At 65.3% G+C, this 22,716-nt stretch carries 24 protein-coding genes; 16 read left to right on the top strand and 8 right to left on the bottom strand.

Going from position 1 to position 22,716, the window contains the following annotated elements; all coding sequences use genetic code 11:
- Positions 1-87 precede the first annotated feature (87 nt).
- Positions 88-783: a glutathione S-transferase family protein gene (locus NLM33_RS21120; protein WP_254098312.1), complete on the top strand. Its 696-nt coding sequence runs from the start codon at positions 88-90 to the stop codon at positions 781-783.
- 198 nt (positions 784-981) lie between these two features.
- Here the strand turns inward: NLM33_RS21120 and NLM33_RS21115 are convergent, their stop codons facing one another.
- Positions 982-1,188, bottom strand: coding sequence for a cysteine-rich CWC family protein (locus NLM33_RS21115; RefSeq protein ID WP_254098310.1), 207 nt, complete (start codon positions 1,186-1,188; stop codon positions 982-984).
- 101 nt (positions 1,189-1,289) lie between these two features.
- Between NLM33_RS21115 and NLM33_RS21110 the strand changes: the two genes are divergently transcribed.
- The 4 genes from NLM33_RS21110 to NLM33_RS21095 all read left to right on the top strand — a co-directional run bounded on the left by NLM33_RS21110 (position 1,290) and on the right by NLM33_RS21095 (position 4,932).
- On the top strand, positions 1,290-2,897 hold the full coding sequence (locus NLM33_RS21110; RefSeq protein WP_254098308.1) for a DUF1800 family protein: 1,608 nt from the start codon (positions 1,290-1,292) through the stop codon (positions 2,895-2,897).
- Positions 2,894-4,114: a DUF1501 domain-containing protein gene (locus tag NLM33_RS21105; protein WP_254098306.1), complete on the top strand. Its 1,221-nt coding sequence runs from the start codon at positions 2,894-2,896 to the stop codon at positions 4,112-4,114. The genes NLM33_RS21110 and NLM33_RS21105 overlap by 4 nt, the downstream gene beginning before the upstream one ends.
- A gap of 65 nt (positions 4,115-4,179) precedes the next feature.
- Complete coding sequence (locus NLM33_RS21100; RefSeq protein WP_254098304.1) at positions 4,180-4,590, top strand: endonuclease domain-containing protein; 411 nt, start codon at positions 4,180-4,182, stop codon at positions 4,588-4,590.
- Positions 4,591-4,608: 18 nt separating this feature from the next.
- Positions 4,609-4,932, top strand: a complete 324-nt coding sequence (locus NLM33_RS21095; RefSeq protein WP_254098302.1) for an antibiotic biosynthesis monooxygenase — start codon at positions 4,609-4,611, stop codon at positions 4,930-4,932.
- Between the two features lie 18 nt (positions 4,933-4,950).
- On the opposite strand, the gene NLM33_RS21090 is transcribed toward NLM33_RS21095, so the two are convergent.
- The 6 genes from NLM33_RS21090 to NLM33_RS21065 all read right to left on the bottom strand — a co-directional run bounded on the left by NLM33_RS21090 (position 4,951) and on the right by NLM33_RS21065 (position 8,882).
- Complete coding sequence (locus tag NLM33_RS21090; protein ID WP_254098300.1) at positions 4,951-5,892, bottom strand: aldo/keto reductase; 942 nt, start codon at positions 5,890-5,892, stop codon at positions 4,951-4,953.
- A 253-nt stretch (positions 5,893-6,145) separates the two neighbouring features.
- On the bottom strand, positions 6,146-6,601 hold the full coding sequence (locus NLM33_RS21085; RefSeq protein WP_254098298.1) for a GNAT family N-acetyltransferase: 456 nt from the start codon (positions 6,599-6,601) through the stop codon (positions 6,146-6,148).
- Between the two features lie 94 nt (positions 6,602-6,695).
- Complete coding sequence (locus NLM33_RS21080; protein WP_254098296.1) at positions 6,696-7,508, bottom strand: PAS-domain containing protein; 813 nt, start codon at positions 7,506-7,508, stop codon at positions 6,696-6,698.
- A gap of 176 nt (positions 7,509-7,684) precedes the next feature.
- Positions 7,685-7,831, bottom strand: a complete 147-nt coding sequence (locus tag NLM33_RS21075) for a hypothetical protein (RefSeq protein ID WP_254098294.1) — start codon at positions 7,829-7,831, stop codon at positions 7,685-7,687.
- Between the two features lie 78 nt (positions 7,832-7,909).
- Entirely contained in the window at positions 7,910-8,086 is a 177-nt protein-coding gene (locus NLM33_RS21070; protein ID WP_254098292.1) for a hypothetical protein, read from the bottom strand.
- A 145-nt stretch (positions 8,087-8,231) separates the two neighbouring features.
- On the bottom strand, positions 8,232-8,882 hold the full coding sequence (locus NLM33_RS21065; RefSeq protein WP_254098290.1) for a glutathione S-transferase family protein: 651 nt from the start codon (positions 8,880-8,882) through the stop codon (positions 8,232-8,234).
- A 546-nt stretch (positions 8,883-9,428) separates the two neighbouring features.
- Between NLM33_RS21065 and NLM33_RS21060 the strand changes: the two genes are divergently transcribed.
- The 8 genes from NLM33_RS21060 to NLM33_RS21025 all read left to right on the top strand — a co-directional run bounded on the left by NLM33_RS21060 (position 9,429) and on the right by NLM33_RS21025 (position 18,174).
- Positions 9,429-10,631: a pyridoxal phosphate-dependent aminotransferase gene (locus NLM33_RS21060; protein ID WP_254098288.1), complete on the top strand. Its 1,203-nt coding sequence runs from the start codon at positions 9,429-9,431 to the stop codon at positions 10,629-10,631.
- A 395-nt stretch (positions 10,632-11,026) separates the two neighbouring features.
- The gene (locus NLM33_RS21055) at positions 11,027-11,506 is read left to right on the top strand and encodes a DUF992 domain-containing protein (protein ID WP_254098286.1); all 480 of its coding nucleotides are present in this window, start codon (positions 11,027-11,029) and stop codon (positions 11,504-11,506) included.
- A gap of 127 nt (positions 11,507-11,633) precedes the next feature.
- A complete protein-coding gene (locus NLM33_RS21050) occupies positions 11,634-13,682 on the top strand; it encodes an elongation factor G (RefSeq protein WP_254098284.1) in 2,049 nt (682 codons plus the stop codon).
- 72 nt (positions 13,683-13,754) lie between these two features.
- A complete protein-coding gene (locus tag NLM33_RS21045) occupies positions 13,755-13,955 on the top strand; it encodes a hypothetical protein (RefSeq protein WP_254098282.1) in 201 nt (66 codons plus the stop codon).
- Positions 13,956-14,036: 81 nt separating this feature from the next.
- Entirely contained in the window at positions 14,037-14,870 is an 834-nt protein-coding gene (locus NLM33_RS21040; RefSeq protein WP_254098280.1) for a shikimate dehydrogenase, read from the top strand.
- A 55-nt stretch (positions 14,871-14,925) separates the two neighbouring features.
- Positions 14,926-15,552 carry a hypothetical protein gene (locus NLM33_RS21035; RefSeq protein ID WP_254098278.1) on the top strand — a complete coding sequence of 209 codons (627 nt, stop codon included), beginning with the start codon at positions 14,926-14,928 and terminating at the stop codon, positions 15,550-15,552.
- A 120-nt stretch (positions 15,553-15,672) separates the two neighbouring features.
- Complete coding sequence (locus tag NLM33_RS21030; RefSeq protein ID WP_254098276.1) at positions 15,673-16,317, top strand: hypothetical protein; 645 nt, start codon at positions 15,673-15,675, stop codon at positions 16,315-16,317.
- 318 nt (positions 16,318-16,635) lie between these two features.
- Complete coding sequence (locus NLM33_RS21025) at positions 16,636-18,174, top strand: L,D-transpeptidase (protein WP_254098274.1); 1,539 nt, start codon at positions 16,636-16,638, stop codon at positions 18,172-18,174.
- 27 nt (positions 18,175-18,201) lie between these two features.
- Here the strand turns inward: NLM33_RS21025 and NLM33_RS21020 are convergent, their stop codons facing one another.
- Entirely contained in the window at positions 18,202-19,338 is a 1,137-nt protein-coding gene (locus NLM33_RS21020) for an alpha-hydroxy acid oxidase (protein WP_254098272.1), read from the bottom strand.
- A gap of 90 nt (positions 19,339-19,428) precedes the next feature.
- On the opposite strand from NLM33_RS21020, the gene NLM33_RS21015 reads away from it, so the two are divergent.
- The 3 genes from NLM33_RS21015 to NLM33_RS21005 all read left to right on the top strand — a co-directional run bounded on the left by NLM33_RS21015 (position 19,429) and on the right by NLM33_RS21005 (position 22,707).
- Positions 19,429-19,596, top strand: a complete 168-nt coding sequence (locus NLM33_RS21015; RefSeq protein WP_254098270.1) for a hypothetical protein — start codon at positions 19,429-19,431, stop codon at positions 19,594-19,596.
- A gap of 223 nt (positions 19,597-19,819) precedes the next feature.
- Positions 19,820-21,163, top strand: a complete 1,344-nt coding sequence (gene glmM / locus NLM33_RS21010) for a phosphoglucosamine mutase (protein ID WP_254098268.1) — start codon at positions 19,820-19,822, stop codon at positions 21,161-21,163.
- A gap of 293 nt (positions 21,164-21,456) precedes the next feature.
- Positions 21,457-22,707 carry an MFS transporter gene (locus NLM33_RS21005; protein ID WP_254098266.1) on the top strand — a complete coding sequence of 417 codons (1,251 nt, stop codon included), beginning with the start codon at positions 21,457-21,459 and terminating at the stop codon, positions 22,705-22,707.
- Positions 22,708-22,716: the final 9 nt, after the last annotated feature.

Genomic DNA, 22,716 nt, shown 5'->3' with positions numbered 1-22,716 from the left:
CTGCCGCGGCAATCCGGATTGCTACTTCACTTGCGCTCCTTGCAGTGACGGCTACTCTCTCCGCTAATCACAGCAGCGGGGCCTTCCATGTCACTCAAACTCTTCGAGCTCGTCGGCACCGACGCCGGGCGGCCCTTCAGTCCGTATTGCTGGCGCACGCGCATGGCGCTTGCGCATAAGGGCCTCGCCGCCGAAACGCTACCCTGGCGCTTCACCGAGAAGGCCGCGATCGCGCCGCACGGCTCGGAAAGGGTTCCGGTGCTGTTGCACGACGACAGGCCGGTCGTCGATTCCTGGACCATTGCCAACTATCTCGAAGACACCTTTCCCGATCGTCCGTCACTGTTCGACGGGGAGGGCGGCCGTGCCATGGCGCGGATGCTGAACGCGTGGGGAGACATCGCGATCGTCGGCGGCATCTTTCCGCTGATCATCGCCGACATCCCGAACAACCTGGCGGCGGTCGATGCGGACTATTTTCGCCGGACGCGTGAAGCGCGGTTCGGCAAGCCGCTGGAGGAGATCATGGCCGGCCGCGACACCGCCGTCGCAGCGTTCCGCAGATCGCTCGACATCATGCGTCTCACCCTGAAGACGCAAGCCTTCCTCGGCGGCCACGCGCCGAACTACGCCGACTACATCGTGTTCGGCGGCTTCCAATGGGCGCGTGTGGTGAGCCCATTCAAGCTGCTGGAGGTTGACGACCCCGTCCACGCCTGGCGTGAAAAGCTGCTCGACGCATTCGACGGCATGGCGCGGAAGTCGCCGGGGCATGCGGTGTAGCGAGTTACGCTCGCTTTCTCCCCAACGTCGTCCCGGCGAAAGCCAGGACCCATACCGCGTGATCCCTCGGTTGTGGATGGTCGTAGTACCGAACGACGAGTCTTCCCCAAACTGTGTCCTGGGGTAATGGGTCCTGGATTTCGCCAGGACGACACGGGAGGATGCGGCGCCCTCGCATCTCACGAACGCTATCGTGGGCTACTTCACCGCTTCCCCGGCCGCCTTCCTCAGGCAATCGCGGCACAGGCAATCCTCGCCCTCGACCGGCATCGGCAGCCGCGCGGTCTCCTCGGCGCACCAGCAGGCGCCGGACAATCCGCATGAAAACGCCGTGCCGCAGCGGGAACAGACGATTTGACGCAAAGATGCGGCGGACGCGGTGAGGTTTTCTTTCCGATTTGTCATCATTTGCGCCGAAGCTTCGCCGACATTTTCATGCCGGGTTCATCATTGACGGCGGTATAATAATCGGCGCGCATGCCGCAAGGAAGTGCAAGGACGGAACAATGGCCCGCGATTCGCAAGCCGCGCTCGTTGCGCTCAACCGGTTCGGCTTCGGCGCGCGCGGCGGCGCATCCGGCGATTTCGTCAATGCGGCCTCCGACCCGCGTGGTTTCGTGAAGGCGGAGCTGGGCCGGCCGAACGGTGTGCTGCTGGAGGCGCCGGGCCTGCAATCGACGCCGCAGCTCGGCCAGGCCGTGTTCGAATATCAGGCGCAGGTGAAAGCGGCGCGCGAGGCCGCCACCAAGGCCGGCACGCCAGCTGAAACCAAACCAGGCGAAGCGAAACCAGGCGAAGCGCCGCCGCAAGCCCAGAGCGCGCCGCCGCCAGCCGATCAAAAGCCCGCAGCGCGCCGCAACCTGTCGCTCAATGCCGTCGCGATGGACATCGCCGGCCAGTCGCCGGAGATGAAGCCAGGCGATGTCGCGGCAAAGTCCACTGATGCCATGCAGCCCAATGCGGCGCCGCCGCCCGCCGCAAAGCCTGCGCCACAGCCGCTCAACGTGATCCAGAAGACGTTTCGCGCCGAGGCCTTGGCGCGGCTGCAACGCGCCACGCTCGCCGATTGCGGCTTCACCGAGCGCCTCGTTGCGTTCTGGTCGAACCATTTTTGCATTTCCGCGAGCAAGGGAGAATTGGCGCGGATCTGGGCCGGCGCATTCGAGCGCGAGGCGATCCGCCCCCATGTGCTCGGCCGCTTCGCCGACATGCTCAACGCAGTCGAGCAGCATCCGGCGATGCTGTTCTTCCTCGACAACCAGCAATCGCTGGGTCCGGATTCGCGCGCAGGCCAGAACCGCAAGCGCGGGCTGAACGAAAATCTCGCGCGCGAGATCATGGAGCTGCATACGCTCGGCGTGAATGGCGGCTACACGCAGGAGGACGTCACCTCGCTCGCGCGCATCATCACGGGCTGGACTTTTGCCGGCCGGCAGGGCCGGTTGGGCGAGCCCGGCAATTTCGTGTTCAACGCCAATGCCCATCAGCCCGGACCGCAAGTGCTGCTCGGCAAGACCTATGACGCGGCGGGGCTCGCGCAGGGCGAAGCGGCGCTGGCCGACATCGCGCGCCATCCCTCGACCGCGAACTTCATCGCCGGAAAATTCGCGCGCCATTTCGTCGCGGACGATCCGCCGCCCGCGCTCGTGGCGCGCCTGCGCGACGTCTTCGTGAAGACGGACGGCGACCTCAAGGCGCTTGCGACCGCGCTGGTCGATTCCAATGAGGCGTGGACGGCGCCGCTGACCAAGATGCGCTCACCTTACGAATTCCTGGTCGCGAGCGGCAGGCTGCTTGCGCGCGTGCCGGAAGATCCCGGACAATACCTCAACAGCCTCAATCTGCTCGGACAGCCGCTGTGGTCGCCGGCCGGACCAAATGGATTCCCCGATACCAATGCCGCCTGGGCTGCGCCCGAGGGCATGAAGCTCAGGCTCGACATCGCCGTCCAGATCGGATCGCGGCTCGGCAACAACATCGACCCGCTCGATCTCCTGGAATTCGCCGCGGCGGATGCGGCCTCGACCGAGACGCGACGGACCATCGAGCGCGCGGAATCGCGCCAGCAGGCATTGGCGCTGCTCCTGATGTCGCCGGAACTGCAGAGGAGATGACGATGGATTGCGTCGAGAACCGGCTCCTCACTTCGCGACGTGGGCTACTGCTTGGCGGTGCCTCCTTCGCCGCCTGGGCGTATCTGCCGAAATTCGCGCGCGCGGCCGACGGTCGCGATCCCCGCCTGATCGTGGTGATCCTGCGCGGCGCGCTCGATGGTCTTGCGACCGTCGCGCCTCTCGGCGATCCCGATTATGCCGGCCTGCACGGCTCGATCGCGCTGACGCGCGATGGGGAGCACCCCGCGCTCATGCTGGATTCGTTCTTCGCGCTGCATCCGTCGATGCCGGAATTTGCGCGGATGTATCGCGACAAGCATGCCGCGGTGATTCACGCGGTGTCGACGCCCTATCGCGACCGCTCGCATTTCGACGGCCAGGACGTGCTCGAAAGCGGCTATGCCGGTCCGGGCCGCGTGCAATCGGGCTGGCTCAATCGCGCGCTGGAAGCGCTGCCGCGCGGCGAGCGTGTTTCGAGCGGGCTTGCGGTTGGACCGACCACGCCGCTGGTGCTGCGCGGCGCGGCGCCGACCGTCGGCTGGGCGCCGGTCGCGCTGCCGCAGGCCGATGACGACACCGCGATGCGGCTCGTCGATCTCTATCGTCACCGCGATCCCGCGCTGGCGTCCGCACTGTCGCAAGGTCTTCAGCTCGAGAAGGCGGCCAGCGGCGACGACATGAAGCCGAAGCCGGGCAACGCGGTCGCGCAGATGCGTCTGGTCGCCAAGGGCGCCGCAAAACTGATGGCGGCCGACGACGGTCCGCGCATCGCCGCACTCGCTTTCGACGGTTGGGACACGCACGCCAATGAAGGCGGCCCGGTCGGGCGGCTCGCATTCCTGCTCGGTGGCCTCGACGGCGCGCTCGCCGAATTCGAAAGCGGCTTAGGGGATCGCTGGCGCGACACGGTCGTGGTGGTCGCGACCGAATTCGGCCGCACCGCCCGCATCAACGGCACCGACGGCACCGACCACGGCACAGGCACCATTGCGCTGCTCGCTGGCGGCGCCGTGAAAGGCGGCCGTGTGATCTCCGACTGGCCGGGATTGAAGCTCGCGAGCCTCTACGAAGGCCGCGACGTCAAGCCGACGACCGACCTGCGCGCGGTGATCAAGGGCGTGCTGCAGGACCAGTTCGGCCTCACCGATCGCGTGCTGGCCGAGACGGTGTTCCCGGAGAGCGCAAGCGCAAGACCGATGAAAGGGCTGGTCGTATAAACCTCTCCCCGCTCTTTAGCGGGGAGAGGTCGGATTGCGCAGCAATCCGGGTGAGGGGCAAGGCAATGCGCAGCAACGATGAAAAGTCTATTCGACTTGCACGGCGACTACGGATGAACCAAACCGACGCAGAGACAGTCCTCTGGAATCGCATCCGCAACCGCCGCATCGACGGCAACAAGTTTGTGCGGCAGGAGCCGATCCTCGGCTACATCTGCGACTTCGTCTGCCGCGAGAAGCGCCTCATTGTCGAAGTCGACGGTGGGCAACACAATGAATCCGCCGCGGACGAGATCCGAGACGCGCGCTTGACAGAAAAGGGCTACAAAATACTTCGCTTCTGGAACAACGATGTCCTCGGCAATATCGATGGCGTTTTGCTCACAATTCAAGCCGAACTCGTGGAGGCAGCCCCTCACCCCACCCCTCTCCCCGTTAGGACGGGGAGAGGGAGTGAGAGAGCCGCGCGTCCCTAACGTCAGGAGAGATCAGGAATGTACATCGCCATGAATCGCTTCCGCGTCGCCAAGGGGTCGGAGGCTGCCTTCGAGCAGGTGTGGCTGACGCGCGACACGCATCTGGACAAGGTGCCGGGCTTCATCGAGTTTCATCTGCTGAGAGGGCCGGAAGCCGAGGACCATACGCTCTATGCCTCGCATACCGTGTGGGCGAACTATGCGGCGTTCGAGGCCTGGACCAAGTCGGAGGCGTTTCGCGCGGCGCATCACCGGGCCGGCGACAACAAGCCGCTCTATCTCGGCCATCCCCAGTTCGAAGGTTTTGAGGTGATGCAGACCGTGGGACGCGGCGGGAAATAGCGCGCCGCGCTGCAGGCGTCAGCCCTTGGTGATCCCGTCGATCTCGGCGAGCTCGTCAGGGCCGAGCTTCCAGGCGATCGCCTTGACGTTCTCCTCGACCTGCTCGACACGGGTAGCGCCTGCGATGACGCTCGCCACCTGTGGGCGCGCCGCGAGCCAGGAGAAGGCGAGTTCGACCATGGTGTGTCCGCGCGTCTTGGCAAAGGCCTGGAGTTTCTCGACGATATCCTCGTTACGCGGCGTGACGTAGCGGTCGCGCAGCGCCGGCGCCTTGGCAAAGCGCGTGTCTGCGGGCGCCGCCGCGCCGCGCTGGTACTTGCCGGTCAAGAGTCCGCTCGCCAGTGGGAAGAATGGCAACAGCCCGAGCTTGTACTCCTGCGCGGCGGGCAGCAGGTCCTTCTCGATGTCGCGCACCACGAGGCTGTATTCGTCCTGGCAGGAGATGAAGCGGCTGACGTTCATCGCGCGCGCGGTGAACTCGGCCTCCGCGATACGCCAGGCCGGGAAGTTCGAATTGCCGATGTAGCGGACCTTGCCCTGGCGCACGAGATCGTCGAGGGCGCGCAGCGTCTCCTCCAGCGGCGTCAGCGGGTCGTAATCGTGCTGCTGGTAGAGGTCGATATAGTCGGTCTTCAGCCGCTTCAGGCTCGCCTCGACCGCGCTCATGATGTAGCGGCGCGAGGCGCCCTGCTTGGTGCCGTCGCTCGCCATGGGCTTGGAGAACTTGGTTGCGAGCACGATGTCCTTGCGGCGGTCGCCGAGCACGGTGCCCAAGACCGTTTCCGAGCCGCCCATGCCGGCATAGATGTCGGCGGTGTCGAACAGCGTGATGCCGAGATCGAGCGCGCGGTGGATCACCTTGCGCGAGGTCTCGAGATCGGTGCGCTGGCCGAAATTATTGCAGCCGATGCCGACGGCGGAGACGCGCAGGCCGGAGGCGCCGAGATTACGGATTTCCATGGGAGGTCCTGTCAGAGGAGCGTGCGGGCAAGGCCCCATTCTGACGGCCGTGCGCTCGACCGGCAAGGCGACGGCCGCGATGCTGCCATGCGCACAAAAAAATGCGGCCCCGGTCAGACGCGGCGACTGACGGGGACCGCTTGGGCGCTTGATCGGTGACGGGGGGCCTGATCAGACGCAAGCAGGAGCCTAGTCCTGCAATGTTACGTACAGGTGACAGCCGTACTTATCCACAGGGTTGCAACCGCGCGGCTCAGAAGATCTTGCGATAGACGATGAAGCCGGAGCGGTCCGCCACCTTGTCGTAGAGGCGCTGTGCGGTGAGGTTGGTCTCATGCGTCTGCCAGTAGACCCGGGGCGAGCCCGCAGCCTTCGCGCGCTCGTACACGGCGTAGATCAGCGCCGAGGCGACGCCCTGGCCGCGCGCAGCTTCCGCCGTGAACAGGTCCTGGAGATAGCAGGACGGCTCGATTGCGGTCGTCGAGCGGTGAAACAGATAGTGCGTCAGGCCGAGCAGTTGGCCGTCCTTGTCGGCGACGAGCGCATGCACCGGCTCATAGGCATCGAAGAAGCGCGCCCACGTCATGCGCGTGATCTCGGGCGCGAGCGCGGTCGCACCCGAGCGGCCGTAGAACGCGTTGTAGCCGTCCCACAGCGGCAGCCATTGATCGTAATCCTGCCGGGTGACGGCGCGAATGGCGAGGGACATGTCGAAATTCCGCAATCAAAGGGGAGCAAGGCGCTAGCTAGGCGAGCCGTCATTCATACGGGATGATCGCCGCGCCGATCAACCTACTCTAGCGCTATTCGGCGACACGCAAGTAGCGGATCAGGTTGCGGCCGGTGGGATCGCGCAGCGAGCGATAGTAATCGGCGCGCGATGGCGTGTCGGTGTGGCGGACGAGGTCGGTCACCGGCGTGTAGCTCAGCATGCGCCCGCCATCGGGCAACGCGGCGCAGACGAAGCGCAGCACTTCGCCGTTGCTGAGCTTGATGTTGATCGGAGTGGCGTCGCCGATCCTGACCATCTCCATGCGCACGGCGATGAAGGCGCTCAGTTCGTCCTCCGGCAGCTCGAAGGCACCCGTATCGCGGCCGTGATACATCAGCGCGATGAAGGGCGGCCGGCTCTCGGCCTTCTCGTCGGGCAGCGAGAAATAGTCGCGGAAGGCGCGGTTGATGAACTCGGCGCGGGTTTCTGCATCGAGCAAAACAATGCCGATGTCGACCTGGTCGAGCGCTGCCGACAGGCGCTCGGCCGTGGCGTAGTGCCGGCGCTCCAGCGCAAAGGCGTCGAGCAGGCGCTCGCGCATCAGCCCGGTGATCCCTGCGGTGGCGGCCGCCGTGATCGCCAGCAGGCCGAGCCGGACGAGATCGGTCGTGGTGTAGCCCGGCACGCTACCGTGGTTGAGGAAGAACAGCGCCGAGCCTATCACCGCGACGGTCGCACTGACCATGGCGGAGGCGAAGCCGGAGAGCGAGCCGGCAAAGGCAACGATGCAGACGAATAGCGGTGCGGGTGAGGGGACGGGAAGATAGCGATCGAGCAGGAGCGCCAGCAGCGCCGTCGCTGCCGTCAGCGCCGGACCGGGTATCGTACGCCATCCGAACCGCATGGCCTTCTCGCTTCCTGACGAGCTAACGCCAGGAGATTGGCCGATCGTTGCGTCGTTGCGATGTGATTTCGCTTGCGATGCTTAAGGCGTAACTGCGGCGGTGCGCAGAGCTTTCCACGGATTTTAAGCCAAATCGCCGCGTGTTTGACCGAGCGCGCTGCCCCGGTGTGTGCGCCTCACACCATCACCTGACCGTGCGCGGCCGGAATGTTCAGCGTCGAGGAACTCGTGTTCTTGCGCGTGCCGGCGAAAATCAACAGCGATGCCGCGACCAGGATGGCCGCGGTCAGGGTCACTGCAACGATGATCACCGGTGACTTCATCGATGTCCTGCTGCGATGCCGATCAACGCGGGGTCCGCACTGACCCGCGCCGGGTGGTGGCCGAGGATGAAACGCGGGTCAGCCCGCAAGCCCCATCGCCATGGTCCCCCGGGTCGTCAGCACCGTCAGGGCGACGATCAGGCACAGCGACAGCGCCGCGATCGCGAGCGAGGCCGCGACGGCGCCTGTCAGCCGGGAAGAGACGACGGGGGCAGGTCGCCCCTGAAAGCCCACCATGCCGGACTCCCGAATCATGGTCTAAATCCTTCAACGCGCGAGCGAATCACCCACGACGCAAATCAATGTCACAATTTCAACCGGCAACATTTGGGCGACGATCGCGCCGAAAATGGCGAGATCGTGGCAAAGGTTAACGTTGCGCCCGGTATTCTCGGCCCGCTCAGGCGCTCGCGGCGATGCTCGCGGGATCGTCGATATCGGCCGGCCGCCAGTCCATCGACACGAAGCCCGGCGCCTGCTCGACCCGCTTCAGCCAAGCCCGGATCGCCGGGAAGGTCGAGAGGTCGAAGTCGCAGCGGTCGGCAAGATGGGTGTAGCCGTAGAGCGCGATGTCGGCGACGGTGAGCTGGCGGGCGGCAAAATACTCGGCGGTCTTGAGGTGATTTTCCATCACCTGGAGCGCGCCATAGCCGCGCTCCATCCAGTCCTCCAGCGCGTGCGTCTGGAGGTCGCGGCCGCCCTTGACCAGCGACAACCAGAAATAGGCGGCGCCGATATTGGGCTCGAGCGCGTGCTGCTCGAAGAACATCCATTGCAGCGCTTCGGCGCGGTCGATGCGTTGCTCCGGCGCGAGCGGCGTGCCGCCGGCCACGTACCAGAGGATGGCGTTGGACTCGGCGAGGTAGCGATCGTCGCCGACCTCGAGCAGCGGCACCTGGCCGGAAGGATTTTTCGCAAGAAAATCCGGCGTGCGGCTCTCCCCGCGCAGAATGTCGATCTCGATTGCCTGGTAGGGCACGTTCAACAGCGCCAGCGCAAGGCGGACCTTGTAGCTGTTGCCGGAGCGTTGCATCGAATAGAGCTTGTACATTCGAGAGGTTCTGATCCGGTGACGGGAAGGCGCGCCGCTTGTTGCCCCGCAACGCGGCTAAACAATGATGCCGTTGCGAATCCGCCGCAAGGGCCGCGCGGTAGAAAAACTTGAAATCGCTACTGCACTGCAACGCCGCAAAAAATCATTTCAACACGACAGAACAATTCGCATCACGCTTGCGTCAGGCTGCGATCGCTGCGCGCCGGCGATGACATGCCGGCATCGAATGGTTGCGGTAACAGCCGCGCGATCGATCGAGGCTTGCCCCGCATCGTCAGGTAGCAGGCCTTGCGGAAACGGCAGCTTGCGGCTGAGTGAAGGGCAAATTGCTCGGAGGACAATCTTTGCCGGATATAAGCCATTTCGGCCGCAAAGTTTAGGAATATTGCGCAAATTCGGGGGCTCTTCGGCGCGGATCCGTAAACTTTTGCCGGATTGGGCCGAAGTTTCTTGCGATGCAGCGGCACCCGTCCTAGGGTGCTTTCATTCCCACAATCAGAGTCGTGTCGCCCAAGGGCTCACGACGCTCGCCAGGAGATGATGATGTCCTTCCTTGCCGCTGCGCTCGACCGTGTGAAGCCGTCCGCGACCATCGCGGTCACGGATAAAGCACGCGCGCTGAAAGCGGCGGGCCGCAACGTCATCGGCCTCGGTGCCGGCGAGCCCGACTTCGATACGCCCGCCAACATCAAGCTGGCCGCGATCCATGCCATCGAAGCCGGCAAGACCAAGTACACCGCGGTCGACGGCATCCCCGAGCTGAAGGAAGCGATCATCGCAAAGTTTCAGCGCGAGAACGGCATCAGCTACAAGCCGAACCAGGTGATCGTCGGCACCGGCGGCAAGCAGGTGCTCTACAACGCGCTGATGGCGACCATCAATCCGGGCGACGAGGTGATCATCCCGGCGCCCTATTGGGTCAGCTATCCCGAGATGGTCGCGCTCGCCGGCGGCGAGCCGGTGCCGGTGGTCTGCACCGCCGCGGCCGGCTTCAAGCTCCAGGCCGAAGCGCTCGAGCGCGCGATCACGCCGAAGACCAAATGGGTCATCCTCTGCTCGCCGTCGAACCCGACCGGCGCGGCCTACACCAAGGCCGAGCTGAAGGCGCTCACCGACGTGCTGGTCAAGCATCCGCACGTCTGGGTGATGACCGACGACATGTACGAGCACCTCGTCTATGACGACTTCCAGTTCACCACCGTCGCGCAGGTCGAGCCGAGCCTGTACGACCGCACGCTGACCGTGAACGGCGTCTCGAAAGCTTACTGCATGACCGGCTGGCGCATCGGCTATGCCGGCGGACCGGCGCAGCTCATCAAGGCGATGTCGACCATCCAGTCGCAGTCGACCTCGAACCCGTGCTCGATCGCACAGTGGGCCTCGGTGGAAGCGTTGAACGGTCCGCAGGATTTCATCCCCGCGAACAACAAGGTGTTCAAGGAGCGCCGCGACCTCGTGGTCTCCATGCTCAACCAGGCGAACGGTATCGAGTGTCCGCGCCCCGAGGGCGCATTCTACGTCTATCCGTCCTGCGCCGGCACGATCGGCAAGACCGCGCCGTCGGGCAAGGTGATCGGAAACGACGAGGCGTTCGTCACCGAGCTCCTCGAGAGTGAAGGCGTCGCGGTCGTGCAGGGCTCGGCCTTCGGCCTCGGTCCGGCCTTCCGCATCTCATACGCGACCAAGACCTCCGATCTCGAAGACGCCTGCAAGCGCATCCAGCGCTTCTGCGGCAACCTGCGGTAAGGCTGTCGCGACAGACATCGAAAAGGCCCGCTTCGCGCGGGCCTTTTTGTTTGTACTTCTCCCTGTGTGCGAGTCGGATGGACCGCTGCCTGGGTCAGCATCGTGCCTTGCCCCTCACCCGGATTGCTTCGCAGTCCGACCTCTCCCCGCAGAAGGGCGGGGAGAGGTCAAGGCGCGCTCGGCAGTCTTTACTATTTCCGATCGTGAGGGACGCACTGCTCGCGCACTCCCTCGCCCCGTTCTTACGGGGAGAGGGTGGGGTGAGGGGCTCTTTCCGCGCGTTCGGTTTTAGATGCGTCCGATCTGGCACCTGCAAGACTCTTGTGGCATAGACCATCGCGCGGCGTGTGCCGCGCTCTCTCTGCTCGTATTTCATTCATCGCCGGAGAAAATTCATGCGCCGTTCGTTCGTCATCGCCGGGCTTGCCGCCGCCAGCCTCGTTGCCTCGGTCGTGGGTGCCAGCGCGCAGCAGCGGATGGTGCGGGTCGGCGTGCTCGAATGCCGCGGCGGCGCCAGCATCGGCTTCGTGGTGGGATCGGTGACCAATCTCGGCTGCGTATTGCGGGCCGAAGGCGTGCCGGAGGATCGCTACGTCGCGACCATCCGCAAAGTCGGTCTCGACCTCGGCATCACCCAGGAGACAGCGCTGGCGTGGGGCGTGTTCGCGCCGGTCGATCGACTCGGGCCCGGCGATCTCTCGGGCAACTATGCCGGCGCGCAAGGCAGCGCGTCGGTCGGCGTCGGCTTGGGCGGCAACGTGCTGGTCGGCGGCTCCAACAATTCGATCGCGCTCCAGCCGCTCAGCGTGCAGGGCCAGGTCGGACTCAACATCGCAGCGGGCCTCGAAAGCCTGGAACTGCGGCCGGGCCGCTAACGGTCGACACGTTTCGGCGACGACGCACCGCAGCGACGTTTCGCGCTTGCCAAAACGAAGGGACGGGCAGAGCATCGACCTTTGCCGACCCAATCACGGGCCGAGCTCCACATGAAGGAGGCGGCGAATGGGACAAGACGTCAGAAGTCCCCGAGGTCCACGGTGCATTGCGCTTGTGGGCCCTTTCCAAAGCGGTAAAACCACTCTTCTCGAAGCGATTTTGGCACGAACGGGCGCAATCCCGCGTGCCGGCAGCGTCGACGCCGGTACTTCGGTGGGCGATGCCACGGCAGAGGCCCGACATCACAAGATGACCGTGGGCCTGACGGCTGCCTCCACGAGTTTCATGGGCGACAGCTACACCTTCCTCGATTGTCCGGGTTCCGTTGAGTTCGCCCACGACATGCGCGCGGCGCTGCCTGCGGTCGACGCAGCTGTCGTGGTCTGCGAAGCCGACGAGAAGAAGCTGCCGCAGCTTCAGATCATCCTGCGCGAGCTGGAGGAGATGAGGATTCCGCGCTTCCTGTTCCTCAACAAGATCGATCGCGCCAACAAGCGCATCCGGGAGACGCTCGAGACGTTGCAACCGGCCTCCCGCGTGCCGCTGGTGCTGCGCCAGATTCCGATCTGGAACGGCGAGCTGATCGAGGGCTTCGTCGATCTCGCGCTCGAGCGCGCCTTCGTCTATCGCGAGCACAAGGCCTCCGAGGTCATCGCGCTCGAAGGCGGCAATCTCGACCGCGAGAAGGAAGCCCGCTTCTCGATGCTGGAGAAGCTCGCCGACCACGATGACGCGCTGATGGAGCAACTGCTCGAAGACATCCAGCCGCCGCGCGATGCCGTGTTCGACGATCTCTCGCGCGAACTTCGCGAAGGCCTGATCTGCCCGGTGCTGCTCGGCGCTGCCGCGCGCGAAAATGGCGTGCTGCGCCTGATGAAGGCGCTGCGCCATGAGGCGCCCGGCATTGCCGAGACCGCCAAGCGGCTTGGCGCGCCTGATACGAAGGATGCGCTCGGCTATGTCTTCAAGACGCTGCATTCGCAGCATGGCGGAAAGCTGTCGCTGACGCGGTTGCTTGCCGGCCATCTCGATGACGGCGCCACGCTGCAATCCGCCTCGGGCGGCGCGGGGCGCATCTCCGGCATTCTCGCCGTCAACGGTGCCTATGATACCAAGCGCCCGTCGGCGGAGGTCGGCGACACGATCGCGCTCGGCAAGCTCGATCCGATCAAGACCGGCGATACGATCTCGACCGGCAAGACCCAGCCGTCTCAACTGATCGCGGTCGAGCCGACGCCGCCGGTGCTCGCGATATCGGTCGCGGCGGCCGACCGCAAGGATGACGTCAAGCTCGGCCAGGCGCTCGCCCGGCTGCACGAGGAGGATCCCTCGCTCGTCATCGTGATGAACCCCCAGACCCACGACACCGTGCTGTGGGGGCAGGGCGAGATGCACTTGCGCGTCGCCAGCGAGCGGCTGCGTGACCGCTTCGGCGTCAACGTCAAGTCTCATCCGCCGGCGATCGGGTACCAGGAGACAATCCGCAAGCCGATCGTCCAGCGCGGCCGGCACAAGAAGCAGTCCGGCGGCCACGGCCAGTTCGGCGACGTCGTGCTCGACATCAAGCCGCTGGCGCGCGGGGAGGGGTTCAGGTTCGCCGAGAAGGTGGTCGGTGGTGCGGTGCCCCGCAACTACATCCCGGCGGTGGAGGAAGGCGTCGTCGACGGCTTGACGCGCGGCCCGCTCGGCTTCCCCGTCACCGACGTGCAGGTGACGCTGACCGACGGCTCCTATCACAGCGTCGACTCCTCGGACCTCGCGTTCCGCACGGCGGCGCGGGTCGGGCTCAATGAAGGCCTGCCGCAGTGCCAGCCGGTGCTGCTGGAGCCGATCCATGTGGTCGAGATCGTCTGCCCGACGGACGCCACCGCCAAGATCAACGCGATCCTGTCGGCGCGGCGCGGCCAGATCCTCGGCTTCGATACCCGTGATGGCTGGAGCGGCTGGGACTCCGTGCGGGCCATGATGCCGGAGGCCGAGATCGGCGAGCTCATCGTCGAGCTGCGCTCGGCGACCGCCGGCTCCGGCAGCTTCACCCGCCAGTTCGACCACATGGCCGAGGTGACGGGGCGCGCCGCCGACCAGATCATCGCCGCGCATCGCGACGCGGCGTGACGGTGGCATCCAGCTTGACGGCCGGCCTCGAGGCCGGCCGTCGGCGCTTTGCTTCGCAAATCATTGGGCTTCGTGAACGTTCTCCAGTCTGACCGGCGGGCACGGTGGGGGCAGGATCCCGAACCCGTTGCTGTGGCCGGCGCTGGTGGCGGTTCGGTGGTCGCTGCGCTGGACCATGCCTGGATCAGCCTCGCCGCGGGCTGGTTTGCCGCCGGCGCTGCGCTGGCGCTCGGGACGGCGGTAGCGCCGATGCTGCGACGCTCGCGTGCTTGACAGCGCGGGCCGGACGCGAAATCTCTCGCCCGAGAAACTCCCGGGAGGGACCGTTGCGAACCTGCGCCTTCGAGGAAAACCGTGTCTAAGACACCCGTAGCCTGCCTGATCGGATGGCCGGCGGCGCATTCGCGCTCACCGCTGATCCATCGCTATTGGCTTCGCACGCTCGGCATCGATGGCGGTTATGTGATCGAGGCGGTGCCGCCGGAGGACCTGCGCGACTTCGTGCTGCGGCTGTCGTTGCACGGTTTCGTCGGCGCCAACGTCACGATCCCGCACAAGGAAGACGTGCTCGCGCTCTCGACACCGGATGCGCGCGCCAAGGCGATCGGTGCCGCCAACACGCTGTGGCTCGCCGGAAGCGAGCTGCATTCGACCAACACCGACGTCGAAGGATTCATCAACAATCTCGACGCCAGCGCACCGGGGTGGGATGCGGCCGAGGAGGCGCTGGTGCTGGGGGCCGGCGGCTCGTCGCGCGCTGTCGTGTTCGGCCTGCTCGAACGCGGCGTCAGCCGCGTCCATCTTGCCAACCGCTCCATTGCGCGGGCCGAGGCACTGGCGACGGCGTTCGGTTCGCGCGTGCAGCCGATGGCGTGGGACGCGATCGGTGACGTGCTGCCGCGGGCAAGGCTGCTCGTCAACACGACCTCGCTCGGCATGCGCGGCCAGCCGGCGCTCGAACTCGACATCGCGCGCCTGCCGCAACAGGCCGTCGTTGCCGACCTCGTCTATGTTCCGCTGATCACGCCAGTGCTTGCGGCAGCGCAGGCGCGCGGGCTGAGGACCGCCGACGGGCTCGGCATGCTCTTGCACCAGGCGGTACGCGGGTTCGAGCTGTGGTTCGGCAAGCGGCCGCAGGTGACGGCAGAGCTGCGCGCGCTGGTCGAAGCCGATCTCACAAAATCTTGAGAGAATAGGGCACCGCCTCCGGGGTCTTGTCCTCGTGGGACAATCGGAGACTGTCATGCCTGTTCAACGTGCAACTTTCACACGTCCGCTCGTCGCTGTCGCGATGGTGGGCCTATCCACGCTCTATGCCGTCGCGCAGCAGGCGCCTGTGCCGACGCGGGTGCGCGGAACGATCGAAAAAGTCGACGGCGATCTGCTGTCGGTGAAGTCACGCAGCGGTGAGGACGTCCGGCTGCATATTGCATCCGATCTTCGCGTCGCGGGGATCACCAGGATCGCACTCTCCGACATCAAGGTCGGCTCCTTCGTCGGAGCGACCACCGTGCCGGGACCGGACGGTGGCCAGAACGCCGTCGAGGTTCACGTCTTTCCGGAAAGCATGCGCGGCACCGGCGAAGGTTCGCGGCCCTACGATTTGCGGCCGAATTCCAGCATGACCAATGCGACCGTGGCCGAGAGCGTGGTCGGCAATGACGGTCACACGCTGCTCGTCAAATACAAGGACGGCGAGAAGAAGGTGTTCGTCTCCTCGGAGACGCCGGTCGTCACCTACGTGCCCGGTGAGAAATCGGATCTGAAAGAGGGCGCCAAGATCATCGCCTTCGTCAAGCAGCTAGCGGACGGGTCCTTCGAGACCAGCCGCATCAGCGTCGGTCGCGACGGCCTGACGCCGCCGATGTGAGGCGCTCCCGATCGCGCGGATCGATTTTCGTGATCGCAACAAAGCGCAGGACAATGGAATAGGCATCCAGGTTCGGGGTTGCGATGATTGACCGGCGCAACCGCTCTGGAGGGACAGACCATGCAGGAACTGAACGCCCGGAGGCCACGCCCGCTCGTGGCCTCGCTCGCCACACTTGTCATTGTGTCGTCTGCCATTCTGTCTTCGATCGCGTCGGCGCAGCAGGCGCCGACGGTCCGTATCCGCGGGACCATCGAGGCCGTCGATGGCAACATGCTCGGCATCAGGACTCGCGAAGGCAGCGACGTGAAGGTGCGCATGACCGACAACGTGGCCGTATTCGCCGTCGTGAAGACCGCGTTGTCGGAGATCAAGGAGGGCTCCTATATCGGCGTCACGGGCATGCCCGAGCCCGACGGGTCGCAGCGGGCCATTGCCGTGCACATCTTCCCGGAGAACCAGCGCGGCGCGGCCGAAGGTTTCCGTCCCTGGGATGCGCGCGCCAACTCGACCATGACGAATGCGACCGTGGCCGAGACGGTCAAGGGCACCGACGGCCAGAACATCCTGCTCAAATACAAGGACGGCGAGAAGAAGATCGTGGTGCCGCCGGATACGCCGATCGTCACCTTCGTCGCCAGCGACAAATCCGAGGTGAAGCCGGGCGCCAAGCTCATCATCTTCGGCGCGGCCAAGAAGGAGGACGGTTCGCTCGAAGCGGGCCGTGTCAATGTAGGCCGCGACGGAGTGACGCCGCCGATGTGACTGCCGGCGTCATTTTCCGGGGCGGCAAGGCTCGTCGTCCGGGTTTGGGCTCCAGGGAGCCGTCAAGGCCTTCGGGCGAGCCGCGCCCGCTCGCCCCCAGACGGGCGCGCCGGCAGCCTTGCGCGCTGTCGGGCCCGGTCCATTTTGGCTGAAACCACCCTTCCTCCCGCGCGGGCCGTCGTATATCAGAGATTTGCCATCGAACCTGCCGATAATGCTCGGGAGCCAATTGCGATGGCGACAGTTATTTGGTCCAAAGATCGCAATCTGACCTTAAGTCGACGCTGAGCGCAGACGACTATTTCAACCGGGGTACGCATGGCAAATCGATTGACGACGGCGCAATCCACTCTGGCGATGCGACGTTGGCGGCCTGCCGGCCTTGTGGCGATCGCGGCGATGGCCGCGTTGACGGCGCTGACCACCGACGCCGCCGCGGCCAAGCAGGCGCGCCCCGCGCCCGAAGCGGTTGCGCCGCGCACGGCTGGCGAGCCGATCATGGCGATCGTGTCGATCAAGGGCCAGCAGGTCACTTTCTACGACGCCGACGGCTGGATCCTGCGCGCGCCGGTGTCGACCGGCACGACGGGACGCGAAACACCGGCGGGCGTCTTCGCCGTCATCGAGAAGGACAAGGATCACCACTCGACCATGTATGACGATGCCTGGATGCCGAACATGCAGCGCATTACCTGGAACGGCATCGCACTGCATGGCGGGCCGCTGCCCGGCTATGCGGCCTCGCACGGCTGCGTGCGGATGCCCTATGGCTTTGCGGAGAATCTGTTCGACAAGACGAACATCGGGATGCGGGTGATCATCTCGCCGAACGACGCCGCACCGGTCGATTTCTCTCATCCGGCGCTGTTCGTGCCCAAGAAGGAGGCCATTGCTGCGGCCCCGGCGCGGGCCGAGACGCTTTCCCGCGAGGCGGAGGAGGCCACCCGCGCAGCCGATGAGACGAAGAAAGCCGCCGCGACGACGGCACGCGAGGCCGCATCGCTCCCCGCGTCGCTGCGCAATCTGGAACGGCTCAAGAAGAGCGCTGATGCCGAGCTCGCTTACGCCGAGAAGGTGCTGGCCGCAGCGAAGACGGATCAGGCCAAAGCGCGGGCCGAGGAGCTGAAGCAAAAAGCCGCCACCAAGGCTGCTGACGCGGCAACGCAGCTCGACACCGCCAAGACGAATGCGCAGCCGAAGCGCGACGCCGCCGCTGCTGCCAAAGACGCCGCCAAGGCGGCCGCGACCAGGAAGACCGACGCCGTCAAGGCGGCGACCGAGGCGAGGCTCGCGCTCGAGCCGGTCTCGGTCTACATCAGCCGCGCGACGCAGAAGCTTTACGTGCGCCGCAATACGCACAAGCCGGCGCCGGACGGCGGTGGCGAGGTCTTTGATACGAGCATCGAGGTTCCCGTTACGATCCGCAATCCCGACAGGCCGATCGGCACGCATGTGTTCACGGCGATGGCGAAGAGCGATGCCGGCCTGCGCTGGACCGTGGTCTCGATCGACAACGCAGACGACGCCAAGGACGCGCTTGACCGCGTCACCATCCCGCAGGACCTGCTCGACCGCATCGCGCCGACCGCAGTGCCGCGATCCTCGATCATCATCTCTGACGAGCCGCTGAGCAGCGAAACCAACTATCGCACCGAGTTCGTTGCGGTGCTGAACAACCAGCCGCAGGGCGGCTTCATCACGCGCCGGCCCACGGCCCCCGATCTCGTTGCGAGCGATGACAGCTGGGACAACGGCGGCTTCGGCTTCTTCTTCCAGCGCAATCCCAACCCGCAGCCCGGCAATCTGCGCCGGCGCGGCGGCGGCCAGTACTGGCAGCCGCAACAGGGCTGGTGGTAAGACGCGGTACGTCGCGCGCGGGCCGTCTTAGACCGCGATGATGTGGTCGTCGATCTCGTCCACCCTGTTGACGCCGCACAGACCCATGGTCGTCAGCAGCTCCTTCTGGATGATGTCGATCGCCTTGGCGACGCCGGCCTGACCGCCGGCGCCCAGCCCGTAAGCATAAGCGCGGCCGATCATGCAGGATTTTGCGCCGAGCGCGAGCGCGCGCATCACGTCCTGGCCGGAACGGATGCCGCCGTCGAACATGATCTCCATCTTGTCGCCGACCGCATCCGCGATCTCGGGCAGCACCTCGATCGACGACGGCGCGCCGTCGAGCTGCCGGCCGCCATGGTTGGAGACGACCAGGGCCTGCGCGCCGGTCTTTGCGGCCTCCTCGGCATCCTCGACGTCGAGGATGCCCTTGATGACGAGCTTGCCCGGCCAGATGCTGCGGACCCACTCGACGTCCTTCCAGTTCAGCGATGTGTCGAACTGCGAGGCGGTCCATTCTGCCAGACGATTGAGATCCTCGGTGTTCTTCACGTGACCGGCGATGTTGCCGAAGGTGCGGCGCTTGCCGCGCAGCACACCGGAGACCCAGGTCGGCTTGGTGGCGAAATCGATGAGCTTCGACAGCGACCATTCGGGCGGCACCGTCATGCCGTTCTTGATGTCGGCATGGCGCTGCCCGATCACCTGGAGGTCGACGGTGAGCACCAGCGCGCTGCACTTGGCGGCCATCGCGCGCTGGATCAAGTCCTTGATGAAGCCGCGATCCTTCATCACGTAGAGCTGGAACCAGAACGGCTTCTCGACATTGGCGGCGATGTCCTCGATCGAGCAGATCGACATCGTCGACTGCGTGAACGGGATGCCCGCGGCCTGTGCGGCGCGGCAGGCGTGGATCTCGCCGTCGCCGTGCTGCATGCCGAGCAGCCCGACCGGCGCGAGAACCAGCGGCATGGTCGATGGCTCGCCGAGGATCGTGGTCGAGGTGTCGCGTTTGGAGACGTCGACCAGGATGCGCTGACGGAACTTGATCTGCTGGAGATCGTCGCGATTGGCGCGCAGCGTTTCCTCGGCATAGGAGCCGCGGTCGCAATAGTCGAAGAACGCTTTCGGCACGCGCCGCTTGTGCAGCGCACGTAGGTCTTCAATGCAGGTGATATGCTTCATGACGTTCCCCGGCCCGTCCTTGCGTCGACGGATTTAGGGGTCATCTAGCATGGTTGAGTGCACAGCCAAATCGTTTGCGAAGAGGCAGCCATGACCAGACCGCAACCCGCGCCGAAATCCACCAAGGCCGAAGAGAAGCATCGCCTCGACGAGGCGCTCGAGGAGGGTCTCGAAGAGACCTTTCCGGCCTCCGATCCCGTCAACGTCACCCAGCCTCCGCCGACCCGCGGCGATCGGCACATCAAGCGCGCCGAATAGGCGCAAGGTTCCAATGGTTCGAGGCCGTTTGGCGAGAGTTCCAATATTAACAAAGGGTTACCGGTTCGGTCGGGTGCCGGGTTCCGTAATGATTCATCATATTTCTTGAAGCCAACTTAGCTGCAATGGCATTATAAGACACCGGCGCAATCAGGGATGCGGTGCCTTCGATGGCATCCGGTGGTTGTATTGGGGATTCCCGGTTGCCGCGTGGGGGAGTCTTATGAGCCGCAAATATTTTGGGACCGACGGGATACGAGGCCGCGCCAACGGACTGATCACGCCGGAGCTCGCGCTCAAGGTCGGCCAGGCCGCCGGCCTTGCGTTTCAGCGCGGCGATCATCGCCACCGGGTCGTGATCGGCAAGGACACCCGTCTGTCCGGCTACATGATCGAATATGCGATGGTCGCGGGCTTCACTTCCGTCGGCATGGACGTGCTGCTGGTCGGCCCGATGCCGACGCCGGCGGTCGCGATGCTGACCAAGTCGATGCGCGCCGATCTCGGCGTCATGATCTCGGCTTCGCACAATCTGTTCGAGGACAACGGCATCAAGCTGTTCGGTCCGCAGGGGTTCAAGCTGTCCGATGACGTCGAGAGGCAGATCGAGCAGCTACTCGACGAGTCCCTCGACAAGAAGCTCGCACAAAGTGCGAGCCTGGGCCGGGCCCGCCGCATCGACGGCGTGCATGACCGTTACATCGAATTCGCCAAGCGCACGCTGCCGCGCGATCTGTCGCTCGACGGGCTGCGCGTCGTGGTCGATTGCGCCAACGGCGCTGCCTACAAGGTGGTGCCGGAAGCGCTGTGGGAGTTGGGCGCCGACGTCGTGCCGATCGGCGTCGAGCCCGACGGCTTCAACATCAACAAGGAATGTGGCTCGACCTCGCCGGAAGCGCTGTCGAAGAAGGTGCGCGAGATGCGCGCCGACATCGGCATCGCGCTCGACGGTGATGCCGACCGCGTGATCCTGGTCGACGAGCGCGGCCACATCGTCGATGGCGACCAGCTGCTCGCGGTGATCGCCCAGAGCTGGAAGGAAGACGGACGGCTGGCGCGACCCGGCATCGTCGCGACCGTGATGTCCAATCTCGGGCTCGAACGTTTCCTGAAAGGGCAGGGGCTCGATCTCGTGCGCACGCCGGTCGGCGACCGCTACGTGCTCGAGCAGATGCTGAGCGGCGGCTACAATCTCGGTGGCGAGCAGTCCGGCCACATCATCCTGTCCGACTACGCGACGACCGGCGACGGCTTCGTTGCCGCCTTGCAGGTGCTGGCGGTGGTGCAGAAGCTGCGCCGTCCGGTCTCCGAGGTCTGCCATCGCTTCGATCCGCTGCCGCAGATCCTGAAGAACGTCCGCTACAAGAGCGGCAAGCCGCTCGACGACAACGACGTGAAGTCGGCGATCTCGGACGGCGAGAAGCGGCTCAATGGCCACGGCCGGCTGCTGATCCGCTCCTCCGGCACCGAGCCCGTGATCCGCGTGATGGGCGAGGGCGAGGACCGCATCCTGGTCGAGGAAGTCGTCGACACCATCGTCTCCGCGCTCGGACAGGCTGCGGCGTAAGCTCTTCCTTCTCCCCTTGTTGTGGGAGAAGGTGGCGCGAAGCTGAGGGGTCTCCATCCGCGACCACAGCATCGTAGGGTGGGCAAAGCGAAGCGTGCCCACCGCTTTTATTGCGCTGTTGGATCGATGGTGGGCACGGCGCAAGTGCGCCTTTGCCCACCCTACGATTTCTCCCGCAAGGCGAGAGGGTAAGACACACGCATCCCAGCCATTTGCGATTGGCGGTGGTTCCGCCGCCCCGTGCATCGTAACTAGCGGATGCGGCGGTTCGCCGCGCCTGCCGGGATGCTCCATTGAACAAGCCAGTCGTCGTCTCAAAGGAAACGCTGACCGAGCCCGTCGTCGTTGCTGACGTCGCGCCCGCCGCTGCGAAGGGCGCAGGGCCGGCCTATGTCGTGCTCGCCGGCATCAGCTTCTCGCATTTCCTCAACGACACCATGCAGTCGTTGATCGCATCGGTCTATCCGATCCTGAAGGACACCTACGCGCTCGACTTCGCGCAGATCGGCATGATCACGCTGGCCTTCCAGTTCACGGCCTCGCTGCTCCAGCCGGTGGTCGGGCACTATACCGACAAGAAGGCGCAGCCTTACTCGCTGTCGACCGGCATGGCCTCAACCTTCTTCGGCCTGTTGCTGCTCAGCGCCGCGCATCAGTATCTCACCATCCTGGTTGCGGCCGCGCTGGTTGGCCTCGGCTCGGCGGTGTTTCATCCGGAGTCGGCGCGCATCGCGCGGCTCGCCTCCGGCGGCCGCTACGGCTTTGCGCAATCGGTGTTCCAGCTCGGCGGCAGTTTCGGCACGTCGATGGGCCCGGTGCTGGCGGCGCTGATCGTGGTGCCGTTCGGGCAGGGCAGCATTGCCTGGTTCTCCTCGATCGCGTTTCTCGCGATTGTCATCCTCTGGCGCATCGGCCGCTGGTACGCGCCGCAGATCACGACGAAGAAGGAAAAGCCGATCCATGCGCATCCCGACGGGCCGAGCTCGCGGCGGGTCGCGATCGCGCTTCTGGTGCTGGTGGCGCTGCTGTTTTCCAAGCAGCTCTACGTCTCGAGCCTGTCGAGCTACTACATCTTCTATTTGATCGATCGCTTCGGCGTGTCGACGCAGGCAGCGCAAATGTACCTCTTCATCTTCCTCGCAGCGAATGCGGTCGGCGCGTTTCTCGGCGGACCGCTCGGGGATCGCTTCGGCCGCAAGATCGTGATCTGGATCTCGATCGTCGGCGCGCTGCCGTTCACGCTGGCGCTGCCCTATGCCGGGCTCTACGCGAGCGCCGTGCTCACCGTGTTCATCGGCCTGATCATCTCCTCGACCACATCCTCGATCATCGTGTTCGCGCAGGAGCTGGTGCCGCACCGCTTCGGGATGATCTCGGGCGTGTTCTTCGGCGTGGCCTTCGGCATCGGTGGCCTTGGTGCGGCCGTGCTCGGCAAGCTCGCCGACCACACCTCGATCGAGTTCGTCTATCAGGTCTGCGCCTATCTGCCGGCGATCGGCCTGCTGGCGGTGTTCCTGCCAAAACTGCCGCAGCACGCGCGTTAATTCGACCTC

Origin of the sequence: Bradyrhizobium sp. CCGUVB1N3, assembly GCF_024199925.1 — a bacterium.
Taxonomy (GTDB): Bacteria; Pseudomonadota; Alphaproteobacteria; order Rhizobiales; family Xanthobacteraceae; genus Bradyrhizobium.
The sequence above is the reverse complement of the archived record's forward strand: the minus strand, read 5'-3'. Positions and strand labels throughout refer to the sequence as shown.